Origin of the sequence: Bacillus sp. FSL R9-9497, from assembly GCF_038005805.1 — a bacterium.
GTDB classification, from domain to species: Bacteria; Bacillota; Bacilli; order Bacillales; family Bacillaceae_G; genus Bacillus_A; species Bacillus_A cereus.
Map to the genome: position 1 here is coordinate 2354565 of NZ_JBBOTY010000001.1, position 21426 is coordinate 2375990.

Below are 21426 nucleotides of genomic sequence, written 5' to 3' on the forward strand. Positions count from 1 at the left end.
ATGGGAGACGTTATTGATATATATGGTTTATCACCTTTGCAAAAAGGAATACTGTTTCATACTTTATACGATCAAGATGATGAACATTCTTTTTCCTATATTGTACAAGTAGGTTTCTTGCTCGGGGGGCAATTGGATGTTGATACTTTTGAAAAGGCTTGGGAATATGTTATTAATCGACATGAGGTTTTACGTTCAGTATTTGTATGGGAGGAAGTAGAAAAGCCACTACAAGCGGTTTACCAACGTCTTCCTTTTACTATTCATCAAGAGGATTGGAGCACCCATCCACATGAGGAAAGGGCGAAGAAATTAAAACAGTTTTTGAATGTAGATCGTAGAAAAGGATTTTTATTGGATGAAGCACCATTGATGAGAGTCACTGCGATTAAAGAAGCAAAAGAGAAAACGAGAATTATTTGGACACATCATCATATTTTGCTAGATGGATGGAGTGTGTCATTGGTCTTTAGTGAAGTGATGGAAGTTTATCTCAAGATGATAAAGGGAGAATTGTTGAATTTCCCTAAATCTCTTCCTTATAAAAAATATATTCAATGGATAAATAAACAAGATCAAAGTCAAGCAGAGGAATTTTGGAAAGAAGAATTAAAAGGGTTCTATGCACCTACTCCATTAGCAATGGAAAGAAAGGATCAAGGACAAGAGAAGGGTTATGGAGAATGTGCTTATCAAGTATCTGAGGAACTTACTGAGAGTTTACAAGAGTGGGTACGAAATAGTCGATTAACGTTGAATACGTTAGTACAAGGTGCATGGGCTTATTTGATGAGTAGGTATAGCGGTGACAGTGACGTCGTATTTGGCGTAACTAGCGCTGGACGTCCTACTGATTTAATAGGAGCAGAGAATATGGTGGGGCTATTTATTAACACATTACCTACCAGAATTCGATTAACGGATAATACATCAGTAGTAGATTGGCTTCGTAAAATACAAATGAAAGAAATGGAACGAAGACAGTATGAGTATAATTCGTTGATAGATATTCAAGGCTGGAGTGAGGTTCCGCGAAATTGCTCCTTATTTCATACCTTGTATGTGTTTGAAAATTATCCAATTCAAGGTGAGAGAAATGATGATTTAAGATTACTAGATGTTACAAGCACGGAACAAACAAATTATCCTTTAACACTCATTGTAATGCCCGGTAAGAAAATTACTTTAAAGTTGATGTATGATCGAAGCTATTTTAATGAAGAAGCAATAAATCGGATTCAGAATCACTTATTGCAAATATTAATTCAGATGACGAAGAGCCTAGATTCAAAACTATTTGAAATTACTCATTTAACAGAAGAAGAACAAATACAGTTACTAGAGGAATGGAATCATACTCAATTTAATTATTCGGCTGAAGGCATGATTCATACGATGTTTGAGGAGCAAGTTAAAAAAACACCGGAAGCAATCGCGGCTAGTTACGAAAATGAACAAATTACCTATAAAGAGTTGGAGAAGCGTGCAAATCAGCTAGCTCATTATTTACAAAAGCATGGTGTAGGCCCAGAGTCTCTAGTTGGGGTATATATGGAACGTTCATTACAAATGATGATAGCGTTATTAGGTATTCTAAAATCAGGAGCAGCGTATGTTCCACTTGACCCTACTTATCCAGAGAGTCGACTTCGATATATATTAGAGGATGCTGGAATCGAAGTACTAGTGACGGAAGAGAATTCTAAAAATTTGTTTGTATCTGAAAATATAGAAAAAATTTGTATGAATAAAGATTACACTGCAATTGAAAAAGAAGAATCAACCCCATGTATAAGTGGTGTAACAGGAGAAAATTTAGCGTATGTTATGTATACTTCAGGATCTACAGGGAATCCAAAGGGAGTAATGATTGAGCATCATTCAGTAATTAATTATCTAGAATGGATGCAACATAAATATCCGCTTTCTGAAAAGGATGTGGTCTTGCAGAAAACGCCATTCTCATTTGATGTCTCTGTTTGGGAATTGTTTTGGGGCATTCACGTTGGTGCAAGTGTATCTTTCCTACCTCCAGGTGGAGAAAAAGATCCTTCTATTATAGCTGAAGTGATTAAACAACATCAGGTTACTATAGTTCAATTTGTACCTTCGATGTTATCTGTTTTCTTAGACCACTTCAATCATATTGAATTGAACATGAATTGCTCGTCCGTACGCCATGTATTTTCTGGTGGAGAAGAACTAAGTTCAGGGTTGGTTAGACGATTTCAACAGAAATGGAATTATAGTGGACAAGTGAAATTAACCAACTTTTATGGGCCAACTGAAGCCACTATTTATGTGAATGCATTTGATATTCAGCCTAATCAAGAATTTGTTTCTATTGGGCAGCCAATACAGAACACGCAATTATATGTATTAGACCAAAATCAACGCTTGCAATCAATAGGAATTGAGGGTGAGTTATATATTGGTGGTGCTGGTTTAGCACGTGGATACTTAAATCGTCCGAATCTTACTGCTGAAAAATTCGTTTCGCATCCATATCGATTTGGGGAACGACTATATCGAACAGGAGATTCAGTAAGATATTTAACTGATGGGAATTTAGAATTTATAGGTAGAATGGACCACCAAGTCAAAATGCGTGGTTTTAGGATTGAATTAGGAGAAATTGAAGCGACTTTAGAAAAATGTTCGTTTATTAAAGAGGCTGTCGTATTAGTTAGAGAAGATCGTCCAGGTGATCAACGATTGGTTGCATATGTAATAAGCGATGGAAATACCGAGGAGTGGAGAGAGTATTTACAAAAACAATTACCGAATCATATGATTCCAGCGCACTTTATAGAGTTAGAACACTTCCCGCTTACTCCAAATGGGAAAATTGACCGAAAGGCCTTGCCAGCACCTGATGAGCAAGCTATTGAAGATTTAAATGTGCTACCTCGGACGCCATCGGAAGAGCTTATCGCCTCGGTTTGGAGTCAAGTGTTAGGAACAGAAAATATTGGCATTCAGGATTCCTTCTTTGAACGTGGTGGGCACTCACTACTTGCTACTCAAATTGTCTCTCGATTGCAAGAACTGTTCCAAATTAAAATTCCATTACGTGAACTTTTCAAGCACGATACAGTGGAAGCATTGGCGAAACGGGTGGATCAGTTACGAAAAGAAGATAAAAAACGAGAGGTTGCTCCCCTTGTACCTATGACACGAGAAGAAATTATCCCACTTTCCTATGCGCAGAAACGTCTATGGTTTATTGATCAATTAATGCCAAATAGTGCTATGTACAATATCCATGCAGCGTGTCGCTTAACAGGTGAATGGTCAATTGAAGCATTGGAGGCCGGATGGAATCAATTGTTGGAGCGTCATGAATCATTAAGGACGATAATTCTAGAACAAGAGGGTGAACCTTTTCAACAAGTTCAATCTCATGTATTCAGACATATTCCTCAAACGAATCTAACAGATCTTTCTTTGGAAGATAGGGAAAGAGAAATGAAACGGCTCATTCAAAACGAGGCGGAGGAACCATTTCATTTTGGACAAGGTCCTCTAATTCGAACACGAATATTGAAAGTGGACAAGGAAGAATGGATTCTCATTTGTACGATGCATCATATTATTTCAGATGGATGGTCAATGGGAATCTTACTTGAAGAATGGATGGCTTTTTATGAAGGCGCATTAAGCGGCAAACCGGCAGAATTGAAGGAGTTATCTATCCAATATGCAGATTTTGTTATGTGGCAGAAGGAATGGCAAAAAGAAGAGAATTTGAATCAGCACCTTCAATATTGGAATGAAGAATTGTCTGGGGAACTACCGGTTTTACAACTACCGATGGATCGTCCTCGACCTGCAGTTCAAACCCATCGTGGTGCAAGTCAGTCCTTAATAGTGGCGAATTCCTTACAGGAAAAGCTCAAAGATTTAAGTTTGCAAGAAGGATGCACTTTATTTATGACATTGATGGCAGCGTATCAAAGCTTCCTTTCTCGTTATACAGGACAGGACGACATTATAGTTGGAAGCCCAATCGCTAATCGAAATGTGAAAGAGATTGAGGGATTAATAGGATTTTTTGCAAACACGTTAGTTTATCGAGCTGATTTCAGTGAAAATCCGACGTTCCAAGAACTTTTATCGCAGATAAGAAAAAAAGCACTAAAAGCATACGAGTATCAGGACATCCCATTTGAGAAAGTGGTAGAATCCGTAAAACCTGAACGGAATACAAGTCATTCACCAATATTCCAAACTATGTTTACTTTACAGAATACGAAACAAGAGTTTCTTCAGCTATCTGAAAGACAAATGGAACTCATGGAAAGCCATGTTTCTGTTGCCAAATTTGATTTGAGTTTATTTGCTTCTGAGACGGAAGAAGGATTATCACTAACCTTTGAATATAATACTGATTTGTTTAATGATACAACCATTGAACGTATGGTAAATCATTTTGAACATTGGCTAAATCAAATTGCCTCTTATCCAAAATGTTTATTATCAAAATTGAATATGTTATCGAAAGTGGAATATAAGCAACTACTAGTGGAATGGAATGAATCAGCCGTTATAGATATAGAAGATAGCACGATTCATACAATGTTTGAAGAACAAGTGGAAAAAACACCAGAAGCAATTGCAGTAGTGTGCGAAGATGAAGAACTAACATATCGAGAGTTGGACGAACGCTCGAATCAGTTGGCACATTATTTACAAAAAAATGGTGTAACATGCGAAACATTGGTTGGGATTTGCGTTACACGTTCATCCGAGATGATTGTCGGTCTCTTAGGAATTATGAAGGCGGGAGGAGCATATGTCCCAATTGATCCAGCGTATCCGGAAAGTCGACTGCAGTACATTTTAGAAGATGCTCAAATAAAGGTACTGGTGACACAGGAAAAGTTACAACAAAAAATGGTTATACCTACATTCGTCAACGTCATTTGTATTGATCGTAATCGAGCAGAAATAGAACAAGAAGTTACTACGGTATGCACGAGTGAAGTGACGGGCGATAACTTAGCCTATATTATCTATACTTCAGGTTCCACTGGAAATCCAAAGGGAGTAATGATTGAGCACAGGAATACAGTAACAATGATTCATTGGGCGCATCATACGTATTCTCGAAAGGAATTAGCGGGAGTATTAGCTTCAACTTCACTATCTTTTGATTTATCCGTTTTTGAAGTATTTGTTCCCTTAACGATGGGTGGTAAGGTGATTGTCGCTGAAAATGCTCTACATCTAGACAAGTTGTCTACCAAAGGTGTGACTTTGGTTAATACTGTGCCATCGGCAGCAAAGGAACTGGTTCGAGCAAAAACAATTCCTTCTTCAGTAAAGGTAATGAATTTGGCTGGAGAACCGTTACCATATCCGCTTGTTCAAGATTTATACGAGAGAAGTACGATTGAGAAGGTGTTCAACTTATATGGACCGTCTGAAGATACTACGTATTCCACGTATATGGAATTAGAAAAGGGTGTCATGCATAGGGTACCACCAATTGGTAAACCAATCTTCAATACAGAAGTATATGTATTGAGTGCTGAACAAAAAATGGTTCCAATTGGTGTAGTTGGTGAGTTGTACATTGGTGGATCAGGGTTAGCACGTGGATATTTAAAACGCCCTGACTTAACGAAAAATCGATTTATACCGCATCCGTTTAAAGAAGACGAGCGAGTATACCGGACTGGAGATCTAGTAAGGTATTTGCCGGATGGAAATTTGGAGTATGTTGGACGAATTGATCATCAGGTGAAAATTCGTGGGTTCCGGATTGAACTAGGAGAAATCGAAGCGGTATTACAAAAGCATACATTAGTTAACGAAGCTATTGTGATGGTGCGGGAAGATTATCCTGGCGATCCACGTTTGATTGCCTATGTTGTAGGAGACGGGGATGCTCAAAAGTGGCGTGATTATCTCAAGGACCAACTACCAAATTATATGATTCCATCCTATTTTGTTGGATTAAATGCATTTCCACTCACTCCTAATGGAAAAATTGATAGGAAGGCTTTACCAGCACCAGAGAAGCAGGAGATAGCGAGTTGTTATATTGCTCCTCGTACGTCTACGGAAAAAACAATTGTTTCGATATGGCATGAAGTTTTAGGCATGGAAAACATCGGAATTCAAGATTCGTTTTTTGAAATTGGTGGACATTCATTACTTGCTACGCAAGCCGTTTCTAATCTTAAAGAGGCTTTTGGAATCGAGATACCATTGCATGATTTATTTATGTTTCATACGGTGCAGCAATTGGCAGAACAGATTGATCAATTGCTCGATAACAAAAATCAAGAAATGCAGAATGATAGTAAGGAGAATGTAAGCCTTCAAGATTATATTCAAAAAGAAGCAGAAGTGAGTAATGATGAAGAATTACTGGAACTGCTTAAGCAATTAGAAGAGTTATCAGAGGAAGAAGCACAAGGGATATTTGAGAGTAATTTGATTGAGGAAGGGGTAAAAAAATGAGAAGTGATTTACTTGCAAAGCTGAGTTCACTTTCTCCTGAGAAGAGAGCATGGCTTCAGAAGCAAATGCAAAAAAAGGAGAATAAAGAAGCACTCCCGTTGTCTTATGCACAACAACGTTTGTGGTTTATGGACAGATTTAACCCAAACAGTTCTTTATATAATATTCCAACAGTATGGCATCTAAAAGGAAATTGGATACCTGAAGCATTAGAGAAGGGATTCAATCGACTCATTGAACGTCATGAATCATTACGAACTGTTTTTAAAGAAATAGGAGAACAGCCTGTGCAACAAATTGTCGAATTCCTTCCTAGAGCATTACCTGTAAGGGATTACTCTCAACTTCCTCTAGAAGTAAAAGAAAAAGAGGTAGATAGTTTAATTGCGAGAGAAGCGCAAGAACCATTTGATTTAATGAATGGTCCTTTAATTCGTAATCAGCTTGTTCAATTAGAGAAGGATGAATGGTTATTACTGTGTACGATGCATCATATTATTTCTGATGCTTGGTCCATTGGTATATTCATGAATGAATTCCTTGCTTTCTATGAAGAAGAAACGGGCGGAAATCCTGCTAAATTAAGTTCATTATCTATTCAATATGCAGACTTTGCGAAGTGGCAAAAGGAGTGGTTGCAAGGTGATGTGCTAAATCGTCAGCTTACGTATTGGCAGAAAGAATTGTCTGGTGAGCTTCCTATCTTACAACTGCCAGTGGATCGACCTCGACCGGTTAAGCAGACTTACTCTGGGGCTGCGCATCATGTGATTTTTCCTTATAAATTGCTCAGTCAATTGAAGGATATAAGTCGACAAGAAGGATCTACTTTATTTATGACTTTAATGGCCGCATACCAGAGCTTTCTTGCTCGTTATACGGGACAAAAAGATATTCTAGTTGGTAGCCCGATTGCAAATCGGAACCATAAGGGAGTAGAAGGATTAATTGGTTTCTTTGTTAATACGTTGGTTTATCGATCAGATTTGAGTGGCACCCCTACTTTTCGGGAGATTTTGAACCAAACAAAGAAAAAGGCGTTAAAAGCTTACGAATATCAAGATATACCATTTGAAAAAGTGGTAGAAGCTGTGCAACCTGAACGAAGCATGAGTCATTCCCCTATATTTCAGACCATGTTTACGCTACAGAATATAAAACAAGAACGACTAGATTTGCCTGATAGAAGTATTGAAATGGTAGAAAGTAATATGTCTATTGCTAAATTTGATTTGAGCTTAACTGCCTATGAAGTGGAAGAAGGTCTATTCGTCTCATTTGAATACAACACGGATTTATTTGATAGTAGTACCATTGCACGTATGGCAGGACATTTTGAGAACTGGCTAAATGAAATCACGTATCATCCAGATGAATCATATACAAAGCTGTCAATGTTATCGGATACTGAGCAAAAACAACTCCTAGAAGAATGGAATGATACGGACGTAGTTTATGGTCATGATTGTATGATTCATGAGCTATTTGAGCAGCAAGTTGCACGGACACCTGATGCAGTGGCGGTAGTTTATGAGGGTGGAAAGCTAACGTATCAAGAACTAAATGAAAAATCGAATCAATTGGCACATTTTCTACAAAAACGAGGTATCGGACCTGAATCATTGGTTGGTATATGTATTGAACGTTCTCCTGATATGATTATCGGTCTCTTTGGGATTTTGAAGGCAGGTGGGGCTTATGTCCCACTGGACCCAAGTTATCCTGAAAACCGCCTGAGATATATTTTGGAGAATTCACAAATTCAAGTGCTGTTAACAAAAGGGGCACTACAGGACTGGTTACCTAAAGATATTCAAGCAATTTGTTTAGACCGGGATCAAGTGATGATTTCTAAAGAGAGTAATTTAGCTCCGGTAAGTGGAGTAACAGCAAATAACTTAGCCTATATTATATACACTTCGGGTTCGACGGGAAATCCAAAGGGGGTAATGATTGAACATCATTCCGTTATCAACCGCCTACAGTGGATGCAGAAAAAATACCCATTGTCCGAGGAGGATACAATCCTACAAAAGACACCGTTTTCGTTCGATGTTTCTGTCTGGGAATTATTTTGGTGGTCATTTGTAGGAGCACGTGTTTGTTTACTTCCACCAGGAGGAGAGAAAGATCCTGCGGTGATTGAGGAGTATATTGAACGATATCGCGTGTCCACCATGCACTTTGTTCCGTCGATGTTATCTACTTTCTTAGATTATATGGAACTATATAATTCGAAAAGGGATGTATCGTCTTTAATTCAAGTTTTTACTAGTGGAGAAGCGTTAAACACTGAGCAGGTTCGCCGGTTTAAGGGGATCTTTTACAATGTTCAGCAAACAAAGTTAATTAACTTGTATGGTCCTACTGAAGCGACTGTGGATGTGACTTATTACGATTGTGATTTAGAAAAAGAAGCAATGATTATTCCGATTGGTCGTCCGATTGATAATACAGAGTTGTATGTGTTAGATCAATATCAACAAGTGGTCCCGATTGGTGTGGCAGGGGAACTTTACCTTGGAGGAGTAGGATTGGCACGTGGTTACTTCAATCGATCGGATTTAACTACTGAACGTTTTATTCCGCATCCTTTTAAGGACGGGGAACGATTATATCGAACGGGTGACTTGGTGAGATATATGAATGATCGTAACTTAGAATATATTGGAAGAATAGATAACCAAGTTAAAATTAGAGGATTCCGAATTGAATTGGGAGAAATTGAAGCAGCTTTACATGATCACTCATCTGTAAAAGAGGCAGTCGTGTTGGTGAAGGAAGATCGACCAGGAGATAAGCAGTTAGTAGCTTATGTAGTGGGGGAAGGGGATACTGGAGAGTGGCGTGAATACCTTAAGAAGCAATTACCACATTATATGGTTCCGGCATACTTTTTCCAAATTGAAGGTATGCCACTCACTCCAAATGGTAAAGTGAATCGGAAAGCATTATTGGAATTAGAAGAACAGTTCATAAGTGAAGATATTACTTCATCACGAACACCAGTGGAGGAGCTCATCGTTTCCGTTTGGAGCCAAGTGTTAGGAATAAAAAATATTAGTGTTCAGGATTCCTTTTTTGAAATCGGTGGTCATTCACTACTAGCTACTCAAGTAGTGTCACGTTTACAGGGAATTTTTCAAATCGAATTACCGGTACGTGAACTATTTGAATATACAACGGTGGAGTCACTGGCAAAGCGATTAGAACAGTTACGTAAAGGAGATAAAAAACGAGAGATTCCGCCACTAATACCAATGAAACGAGGAGAAGCTATTCCACTATCTTATGCCCAACAACGTTTATGGTTTATTGATCAATTTACACCTAATAGTGCCCTTTACAATATGCCAATGGTATGCCGTCTTACAGGGAATTGGCTACTTGAAGCATTGGAAACGGGATGGAATCAACTAATAGAACGTCATGAATCACTGCGGACGGTCTTTCAAGAAGTGAATGGTCAACCCGTACAGCAAATTGAACCGTATGCTTTTCAATCAATTCCGAAAACGGATTTAACTATGCTTTCTTCTGAAGATCAAGAAGAAGAAGTTAAACGTTTAATTCAACAAGAAACAGAAGTGCCATTTGATTTAACAGAGGGTCCATTAATCAGGACAAGTATTTTGCACGTGGGAGAGGAAGAATGGATACTCCTTTGTACTCTACATCATATCATTTCAGATGGATGGTCAATGGGAATCCTACTTGAAGAATGGATGGCATTTTATGAGAAAGCAACGAATGGAAAGGTAGCGGAACTTGAACCATTACCGGTTCAATATGCCGACTTTGCTCAGTGGCAAAAAGGATGGCTAAAGGAGGAGGTGCTTGATCAACAACTCCAATATTGGAGGGAAGAATTGTCTGGGGAGCTTCCTGTACTCCAACTTCCTGTGGATCGCCCGCGTCCCGCAATACAAACTCATCACGGGTCGACATACACTCTGGTTCTGCCAAGCACGCTACATGATAAATTGAATGAACTTAGTCGAAAAGAAGGGGCTACGCTCTTCATGACGCTTTTAGCTGCATATCAAAGTTTTCTATCTCGTTATACGGGACAAGAAGATATTCTGGTCGGAAGCCCAATTGCGAATCGGAATTATAGAGAAATTGAAGGACTAATTGGTTTCTTCGTTAACACGCTGGTTTATCGAGCTAATTTGAGTGGTAGACCGACATTTCAAGATGTACTGTATCAGGTTCGTCAAAAGGCATTGAAGGCGTATGAATATCAAGATATTCCATTTGAAAAAATTGTAGAAGTTGTGCAACCGGAGCGAAGTACAAGTCATTCGCCAATCTTCCAGACTATGTTCATCTTGCAAAATATGAAACAAGAGTTACCGGTGTTATCGAGTAGAAGTATTGAAATGATAGAAAGCCATAGTCCAATTGCAAAGTTTGATTTAAGTGTAATGGCAGTTGAGACGGAAGAGGGATTACTTTTTACTTTTGAGTACAATAAGGATTTATTCAATGCTACTACTATTGAACGGATGGCAGGACACTTTGAGAAATGGCTACATGAAGTTTCTCATCGCCCACAAAATCCGTTGCATGACCTGAGCATGCTATCAGAAACCGAGCGTACTTTGTTATTAGAAACATGGAATGACACTGTAATGGAAATGTCTCATCAGGGTCTTATTTGCGACAAAGTTGAGGAGCAAGTAGCAAGGCGTCCTGATACGATTGCGATAGTTGATCAAACAAAACAGTGGACTTATGGTGAATTGGATACACAAGCAAATCAGTTGGCAAATGTTTTACAGCGAAAGGGAGTAGCCCCAGAGTCAGTGGTAGGGGTTTATCTTCCGAGGTCAGCTGAGCTGATGGTAAGTTTACTAGGCATTTTAAAAGCTGGTGGAGCTTATGTCGTTTTAGATCCGTTGTATCCAAAATCAAGGTTAGAATACATGATTGAAGATGCAGGAATTCAATTTGTAGTGACGGCGGAAGGACAAGAAGGACATTTCGCACACGTCGAAATGGTGAGGTTAGAAGAATTAACGGTGGAAAGCGTAATCGCACCTACACGTCAAATAAATCCAGAGAACTTAGCCTATATTGTTTATACCTCTGGTTCTACAGGAAAACCGAAGGGTGTCATGGTTGAATATCGCTCATTAATGAATATGGTTTCTTGGCATCAGGAAGTTTATCATATTTCAGCAGAGGATCGTGCGACTCAGATTGCAGGGGTTGCTTTTGATTCGGCTGTCCAGGAGATCTGGCCGTATCTAACTGCTGGCGCAGCACTCTACTTGTCAACAGAGGAACTGAGAATTAATCCAGAAGCACTAAGGGACTGGCTCATTGATTCACGAATAACAGCTAGCTTTGCACCTACGCCTATTCTGGAAAGACTCTTGAAATTATCTTGGCCAGATAAAACGGATCTTCGTTTTATCATTACTGGTGGGGATCAATTAACGCAGTATCCATCTAACGATATTCCTTTTGCGGTAATTAATCAGTATGGTCCATCGGAAAATACCGTTGTTACCACAGATTGTTATGTACCTGTAGGAGTGACAACAGGTACGCCATCGATTGGTCGACCGATTGCGAATACAGAAGTTTATGTGTTAGATTCTCATCTTCAGCTAGTACCAATTGGTGTAATTGGAGATCTCTATATTGGAGGGAAGAGTCTTACACGTGGATATGCTAATCGTCCGGATCTTACAAAGGAAAAATTTATTCCACATCCTTTCAAGTCAGGAGAACGTCTCTATTATACAGGAGACAAAGCAAGTTATCTTTCTGATGGTAATCTCCAGTTCCATGGACGTATAGATGACCAAGTGAAAATTCGTGGTTTCCGGATTGAATTGGGAGAAATAGAAGCTGTTTTGCAGGCGCATTCTTCTGTCAAAGAAGCTGTTGTATTGGTGCGAGAGGATAATCAAGGTGATAAGAGATTAGTAGCTTATGTAGTTGGTGAAGGAAGTGTCCATGAATGGCGAGAACATCTACAAACACATTTACCTAATTACATGGTTCCAACAAACTTTATTGAGATGGAATTTTTACCACTTACACCGAATGGAAAACTTGATTTGAAGGCATTGCCTATACTTAGTGAACAATCCACTGAAAATACTGTATACCCAAGAACTCCGCTGGAAGAACTTATTGCTTCAGTGTGGAGTCAAGTGCTAGGAATAAGAGACATTGATGTTCAGGATTCTTTCTTTGATCTCGGTGGTCACTCTCTACTTGCTACACAAGTGGTCTCACGCTTACAGGAAGTCTTTCAAATCAAATTGCCAGTACGTGAACTGTTCGAATATTCAACGGTCGAGGCATTATCGAAACGAATAGATCAGTTACGTAAGGGGAGCGAAAAACGAGAAATTCCACCATTGATGCCGATGGAACGAGGGGAAAATATTCCACTGTCTTATGCCCAACAGCGCTTATGGTTTATTGATCAATTTGCACCTAATAGTGCACTTTATAATATGCCAATGGTATGCCGGCTTACAGGGAATTGGTTACCTGAGGCCTTGGAGTTGGGATGGAATCAGTTGATAGAGCGTCATGAATCTTTGCGGACTGTATTTTATGAAGAGGATGGCCATCCTGTGCAGCAGATTCAACCGTACGTTTTCCGTCCGCTTCTGCAAATGGACTTAACTAAGCTTTCATTAGAGGAGCGAGAAAGAAAGTTGGAGCAATGGATTCAAACTGAAGTAGAATCTCCATTTGATTTAGAACAAGGGCCATTATTCCGTGGGAAACTCATAAGAATTTCAGAAGAAGAATGGGTTCTTCTGTGTAATATGCATCATATTATCTCGGATGGGTGGTCGATGGAAATCTTGCTTCAAGAATGGATGGCATTTTATGAGAATGCGATTGGTGAAAAACAAGCAGAGCTGGAACCACTACCAGTTCAATATGCCGATTTTGCTCAGTGGCAAAGAGACTGGTTGAAAGATGAAGTACTATATCAACAACTTGCATATTGGAAGGAAGAATTATCTGGTGAGTTACCAGTCTTAATGTTGCCAATAGATCGTCCGCGTCCGCCAGTGCAAACCCACCATGGATTAACTCATAATGTTTTGTTGTCACGCTCATTACTGGATAAATTAAACGAACTAAGTCGTCAAGAAGGGGCCACACTTTTCATGACCTTATTGGCATCGTATCAAAGTTTCCTTGCTCGTTATACGGGACAAACGGATATTATTGTTGGCAGCCCAATTGCAAATCGAAATTATCGAGAAATTGAGGGGCTGATTGGTTTCTTTGTCAACACCTTGGTTTATCGAGCTGATTTAAGTAATGCACCGGCATTTCAAGAGTTGTTATCTCAAGTACGGATAAAAGCATTGAAGGCGTATGAGTATCAAGATGTTCCGTTTGAGAAAATTGTAGAGGTTATCCAACCTGAACGAAATACAAGCCATTCTCCGATTTTCCAAACCATGTTTACTTTGCAAAATACGGGACAGAAGCTACCAGAACTACATGGAAGAAATATAGAAGTAATGGAAAGTAATGCTCCGATCGCTAAGTTTGATTTAAGTTTAACTGCTGCAGAAGTGGAAGAGGGTTTATTACTTACTTTTGTTTATAGAACTGATTTATTTGACAGCTTAACTATTGAATCCATGGCTGAACATTTTGGGAACTGGTTGAATGTAATCGTAGAGAATCCTGATAAATCATTAGCTAAGTTGCCTATATTATCAGGATTACAGCAAAAACAGTTGGAAGAGTGGAATAATGGTGCTGTAGCATATCCACAGGAAAGTACAATTCATCAACTGTTTGAAGAGCAAGTAAATCGTACACCTGATGCGGTGGCAGTGGTAGATGAAAAACAGCAGTTAACGTATCGAGAGCTGAATGAAAAAGCTAATCAATTGGCCCACTATCTTCAGCAATGCGGAATTGGGAATGAATCATTGGTTGGACTTTGCTTTGAGCGTTCAATTGAGATGGTTGTTAGTATTATGGGGATTTGGAAGGCTGGAGCAGCCTATGTTCCATTAGACCCATCATATCCAGAAAGTCGCCTACGATATATTTTGGAGGACACTGGAATTCAAGTATTAGTTACGAACGAGTCATTGGAAGATTGGATACCTAAAGAAATCAAGATAGTTTGTCTAGATCGGGATCAAGCAATGATTTCCCAAGAAAGCATTCTTTCACCAAAATGCGAAGTAACAGGAGAAAACTTAGCGTATGTTATCTATACTTCAGGATCAACGGGAAATCCAAAGGGTGTCTTGATACAGCATCATTCTGTACTAAACTTGTCGCATGGTTTACAAAAAGAGGTTTTCAAACATGAGATACCATCTAACATGCATGTCGGTTTAAATGCGTCAATTGCCTTTGATGCATCTATTCAGCAATTACAAATGCTGTTATATGGTTCAAGTTTGTATATTATTCCGAATGAAGTACGAAGTGATCCGGAGCAGTTTGTAGCTTATATTAGGGAGAACAAGTTAGAAATCTTTGATATAACACCTTCATTACTTCAATTACTTTTAGATGTCGGATTGTTAGAAACGTGCGATGGCGTTCATGTTCCAAGTAAGGTACTGGTTGGTGGCGAAGCGATTATGCCTTCATTATGGGAACAGCTAGTAGAGACTGATAAAATGGAGTTTTATAATGTATATGGTCCTACAGAATGTACGGTTGATGCAACCTGCTATCATATTAAAAAAGATAGTAAGAGAGTAACAATTGGGCGTCCGTTGCCGAACGTTCAAACTTATGTATTAGATAGAAATAGGTTGCCAGTTCCAGTTGGTGTGATGGGGGAACTTTATATCGGAGGAGCAGGTCTAGCAAGGGGGTACTTGAATCGTCCAAAGTTAACATCCGAACGATTTATTTCACATCCATTCAAAGAAGACGAGAGGTTATATAGAACGGGTGATCTTGTGAGATATCTTCCTGATGGTAATATAGAATACTTAGGAAGAATGGATAATCAAGTGAAGATTAGAGGATTTCGAATTGAACTTGGAGAGATTGAGTCGACCTTACAGGAGCATTACTTAGTAAAAGAGGCAGTTGTAATGGTTAGGGAAAATCAGTCGGGAGATAAGAGGCTGGTAGCTTATGTAGTGGGCGAAGGCAGTTTAGAAGAATGGCGAGAGTATCTTAAAACAAAACTGCCAATCCATATGATACCTTCCTACTTTGTCGAAATGAAAGAATTACCGCTAACCATAAATGGAAAGATTGATCGGAAATCGCTGTCTATACCAGATTATCAAGGAACACAAGAAGGATACGTGGCCCCAAGAAATGAACGTGAACATAAGCTTTCTATCATTTGGGAACGTGTGCTAGGTTCAAAACGTATTGGTATGAATGATAACTTCTTTGAAATTGGTGGAGATTCAATTCTTAGCATTCAGATTGTCTCGCGCGCGAAGCAAGTTGGTTTACAATTGACACCAAAACAAATATTTGAACACCAAACGATTGCTGAGTTGGCGCAAGTAGTCAAAGAAGAACAAGGTGTACAAGCTGAACAGGGAATTATAACTGGAGAGACGATACTTACACCTATTCAGCAAAGGTTTTTTGCACAAAATCATCCTAACCCACATCATTGGAATCAATCCATGTTCTTTAGAACGAAAGAGAAATTGGACATAGGATCACTGGAAAAGGCGGCAGGTAACCTTCTACTTCATCATGATGCTCTGCGTTTAAGATATGAACGTTTACCTAATGGGGTTTGGAAACAGTGGAATGAAGGAATAGAAGAACAATTGATGCTTACTGTCATTTCATTAGACGAAGTGCCGGAAGCTGATTGGCATCAGGTTATTCAAAAAGAGATTAATATTGCACAAGAAAGTTTGAATTTACATGATGGTCCGCTAATGAGAATGGTGTATTTTGATGAAGGTGAGCACGCTGGCCGATTATTTTGGACAATTCATCATTTAGCCGTGGATGGTGTTTCTTGGCGAATTTTATTGGAAGATTTGCAAACAGCATATACGCAAGTAGTCCAAGGGCAGAAAATTCAATTACCTATGAAGAGTACATCTTTTAAAGAATGGTCGGAGAAATTACATCATTACGCTGAAACTGGCCTATCAAAAGAAGTGCTACATTACTGGGAGGAGCAGGCTGAACAAGACGTAGTTAAATTGCCGGTAGATGGTACTATAAGTAATCCAGTAAGCGCAGTAACTGAGGAAATTACTGTGGTGTTAAATGAGAATGAGACCCGTATGTTATTGCAAGAGACTTTAAGCACTCACCGTGTCCAAATCAATGAAGTATTATTAGCAGCATTAGTACAAGCTACGGCAGCATGTACGGGGCAGCCGATATTGAGCGTAGATTTAGAGGGACATGGTCGAGAAGAGATTATTGAAGATGTTGATTTATCGAGAACTGTGGGATGGTTTACAAGTATTTACCCAGTTCATTTAAATATTACTAGTGCTAATACGCCAATTGAAGCATTAAAAGCAGTTAAAGAACAAGTTCGCAAAATTCCTAATAAGGGTGTTGATTATGGGGTGTTGCGTTACATGAACGCAACAATGTGTGAGCAATTAAGCTCCCAATATACACCGTCTATTAGTTTTAACTATCTTGGACAATTTGACCAAATGTTTTCTAGCGATGCAATGTTTATTCCGGAGAACGAATTTAAGCGTTTAGATCATGCTGCCGGTTCCAAGCGATCGCATGTAATTGATGTAATTGGGGTTGTAACGGATGGAAAACTTCAGTTCACTTGGGTATACAATGTTGGACAATTTGCCAAATCAACGATTCAAAGTATTGCACAGAATATGCTATATCAACTGAGTACATTGATTCAATTTTCAGATAGAGAATCTGCACTGACCATTTCGGATTTTGCAATGGCTAATCTTAGCCAAGAAGGTTTGACAAATGTACTAAACAAAATGCATCGCGGAAAGAACAATCAGATTACTGATTTATATCCACTATCACCTTTGCAAGAAGGTATGATTTTCCACACATTGCATGACCAAGGGGATGAACATGTTGCACCGTATATAGTGCAATTGAGTTTTATGATTCGAGGAAAAATGAATATTCCTACATTTGAGCAGGCGTGGAAATCTGTAATTCAGCGGCATGAAATTTTTCGTACAGGATTTGTATGGGACGAAATTGAAGAACCTGTACAAGTGGTGTATGAAAATATCCCATTTAAAGTGAATAAAGAAGACTGGCGTACAATGACAAGTGAAGAGATAGAGGAAAAAAGAAAAGTCTTTTTGGCATTAGATCGAAAACAAGCCTTCCAATTTGATGAAGCACCATTGATGCGGGTAACAGTCATTCAAGAAGGTGAGGAAGAATATCGGATTGTTTGGACCCATCACCATATTTTACTGGATGGATGGAGTTTACCATTAGTATTTAATGAATTACTTACAGTCTATCAGAAGAGAATGAATGGAGAAGCTGTGAAGTTACCTAAGTCCTCACCATATAAGAAATATATCCAATGGTTAAGAGAGCAAGATAAGGAGCAGGCGGAACAATTCTGGAGAGAGAAGCTAAAAGGTTTTACTGCGCCAACTTTGCTGGGCTTAGAAAGTAAAGAGGAAGAAAAAGGTTACACAGAGAAGGTTACGTATTTATCAGAAGAGCAGACTCAAGCGTTACAAGGATGGGCGAAACGCAATAAACTTACTTTGAGTACAGTAATTCAAGGTGCATGGGCATATCTCATGAGCCGATATAGTGGAGAAAATGACATTGTTTTTGGTGTAACAAGCTCAGGGCGTTCTACGGAGATTATTGATGTTGAAAACATCGTAGGTCCTTTCATTACAACGTCACCGACGCGAATTCAATTGATGGATGATATAAAATTAATAGATTGGTTGCAAAAGATACAAGAGGAAGAGATAGAAAGAAGACAATATGAGTATGCTTCTTTGACAGAGATTCAGGGGTGGAGTGAAGTTCCTAGAGGAATACCGCTGTTCAATAGTTTATATGTGTTTGAAAATTATCCAGTGAAAGAGGAGTCTTCAGAAAATCTGGAAATTGGTGAATTGGAAGGGGTAGAACAAACCCACTACCCATTAGGGTTAGCTGTAGTTCCAGGAATCCAGTTATCGTTAAAGTTAATGTATGACCGTAGTAAGTTTAATAGAGTAACCATTGAACGAATGCTGGGTCATTTACACAAAGTGTTAATGCAAATGCTCAAAAACATTGATCAAAATCTATCGGAGCTAGTATATATTACGGAAGCTGAACAAAGAAAGCTATTGGAAGAATGGAATAATAATACTATATCCTATCCACGTGAGAATGCAATTCATCAACTATTCGAAGAGCAAGTAAATCGTACGCCTGACGCGTTGGCAGTGGTAGATGAAAAACAGCAACTAACATATCGAGAGCTGAATGAAAGAGCTAATCAATTAGCCCATCATTTACAGAAATGTGGAATTGGGACAGAGTCATTAGTTGGCCTTTGCTTTGAGCGTTCAGTTGAGATGGTGGTTGGTCTCATGGGAATTTGGAAGGCTGGAGCAGCCTATGTTCCATTAGATCCATCGAATCCGGAAAGCCGCCTACAATATATTTTAGAAGACACAGGAATTAAAGTGTTAGTTACAAATGAAGTATTACTAGGCTGGATTCCTAAAGACATTAAGACAGTTTGCCTAGATAGGGACCAAGCAATGCTTTCTCAAGAAAGCAAACTTTCACCAATATGTGAGGTAACAGGGGAAAACTTAGCGTATGTTATCTACACTTCTGGTTCGACAGGGAATCCAAAGGGAGCTTTAGTACAGCACCATTCTGTAATAAACCTATCCTATGGTTTACAAAAAGAAGTTTTCTCACATGAGATACCTAGTAATATGCGCGTCGGTTTGAATGCATCAATTGCCTTTGATGTATCTATTCAGCAATTACAAATGCTGCTTTATGGTTCAAGTTTATATATTATTCCAAGTGAAGTTCGCACTAATCCAGAACAATTTGTGTCCTATATTAGGGAGAATAAATTGGAAATGTTTGATATGACACCTTCATTACTTCAATTACTAATAGATGGAGGATTGCTAGAAATAAGTGCTGATGTTCATGTACCAAGCAAGATATTGGTCGGTGGTGAAGCAATCATGCCGTCATTATGGGAACAGCTAGTAGAGACCGAAAAAATTGATTTTTATAACGTATACGGTCCTACAGAATGTACGGTTGATGCAACATGCTATCATATCAAAAAAGATAGTAAGAGAGTAACAATTGGACGTCCGTTGCCGAACGTTCAAACTTATGTATTGGATAAAAATTTGTTACCTGTTCCAGTTGGTGTAACAGGTGAGCTATATATTGGGGGTGCAGGTATAGCGAGAGAATACTTGAATCGCCCAGAATTAACAGCAGAGCGATTCATCTGTCATCCATTTAATGAAGAAGAGCGTTTATATCGTACGGGAGATTTGGTTCGTTATTTACCTGATGGTAATTTAGATTACTTGAGAAGAATTGATAATCAAGTGAAAATTAGGGGCTTTCGTATTGAACTTGAAGAGATTGAAGCGAGTATAGAGAGGCATCCATTGGTAAAAGAAGCAGTAGTTTTGGCAACAGAGGATAAATTAGGAGAGCAGAGATTGGTTGCTTATGTAGTTGGAGATGGTAGTATGCATGAGTGGCGTGAGTATCTCAAGACACAAGTACCAAATTATATGGTTCCCGCACACTTTATTAAGGTAGACGAGATTCCTCTTACAACGAATGGCAAAGTTGATCGAAAGGCATTGAACAATTTAACTATTCATAGAGAAAATAACTTCTCTACACCAATCATTCCAAGGGATGAAATTGAATATCAGTTGATTAAAATCTGGCAGGATGTGTTACAGATAGAAGATGTCTATGTAAATGATGATTTCTTTAATAGAGGAGGACACTCTCTCCTTGTAATTAAATTAGTTTCAAAAATTAAGGAGAAGTTTGGAAAAGAGATTAAGGTGTCTACATTGATTAAGAATCCAACATTGGAAGGAATCGCATGCCTTATTCGTGATAAGCATGATATGACGAAATCAGTAGCAGCGCTAGTTCCACTACAAGAATCAGAAAAAAGCCCTTTCTTCTGTGTTCATCCGTTTATGGGGAATGTATTTTGTTACATTCAACTAGCAAGATTACTTAAGAACCATTGTTCATTTTATGGTTTACAGAATCCTCTTATAGAAAAGGGAGAAATTGATGAATTGACCTTGCCGGAACTAATTCAACTTTACATTGAAGAAATCAAACGTGTTCAGCCAGAAGGCCCATATCGTCTTGGAGGATGGTCTTTAGGCGGTGCAATTGCTTATGAAATCGCAACTGTACTAAAGAATCAAGGTGAGGAAGTTGAGTTGTTGATACTAATGGATACTAAAGTACCTTCAAAGCAGGACTATAAAACGAGTGAGGATATGCTCTCATATATATCTGAACATTTCATTCCTAGAGATCTTACTGAGCAGGGGGAAGGCCTCTTCCATGAACAAGATATGCTTGTAGAGCGACTAATTATGGAGGGAGTACTCCCGCCTGATGCAGATCTTATGAATTTGAAGCAAGTTATCAATGCTCATAGGAAATGCCTGAACTTAATGGCAGAGCATGATTTAATACCATACTTTGGAGAAGTTATCTACTTTAGTGCTGAGGAAGGAAAAGAGTTGTTTACAGATTGGGGACCTTTATTAAATGGAAGAGTAAATAAGTATTCTGTCCCTGGATCACATGAGGAAATAGTAGACTTCCCCGCAGTTGAAAAGATAGCTAAGTACCTATTAAATGAATTTGAAGGGATAAAAGAAACATCCCTTTCATTAACTGAAAAGTAGAGAATGCAAAAGATGCAACGCTATGAACGAAAAGGGCAGCCCAATAACTGCAAATAAAGCGTAGGCAATAATGAAT

Annotated in this window: 2 protein-coding genes; both read left to right on the plus strand. The window is 38.8% G+C overall.

Annotated elements, in window-relative coordinates:
* Entirely contained in the window at positions 1–6471 is a 6471-nt protein-coding gene (locus tag MKY21_RS12210) for an amino acid adenylation domain-containing protein (protein ID WP_341076353.1), read from the plus strand.
* On the plus strand, positions 6468–21350 hold the full coding sequence (locus MKY21_RS12215; protein ID WP_341076356.1) for a non-ribosomal peptide synthetase: 14883 nt from the start codon (positions 6468–6470) through the stop codon (positions 21348–21350). Before MKY21_RS12210 ends, MKY21_RS12215 begins: the two co-directional genes overlap by 4 nt.
* The last annotated feature ends 76 nt before the right edge of the window (positions 21351–21426 follow it).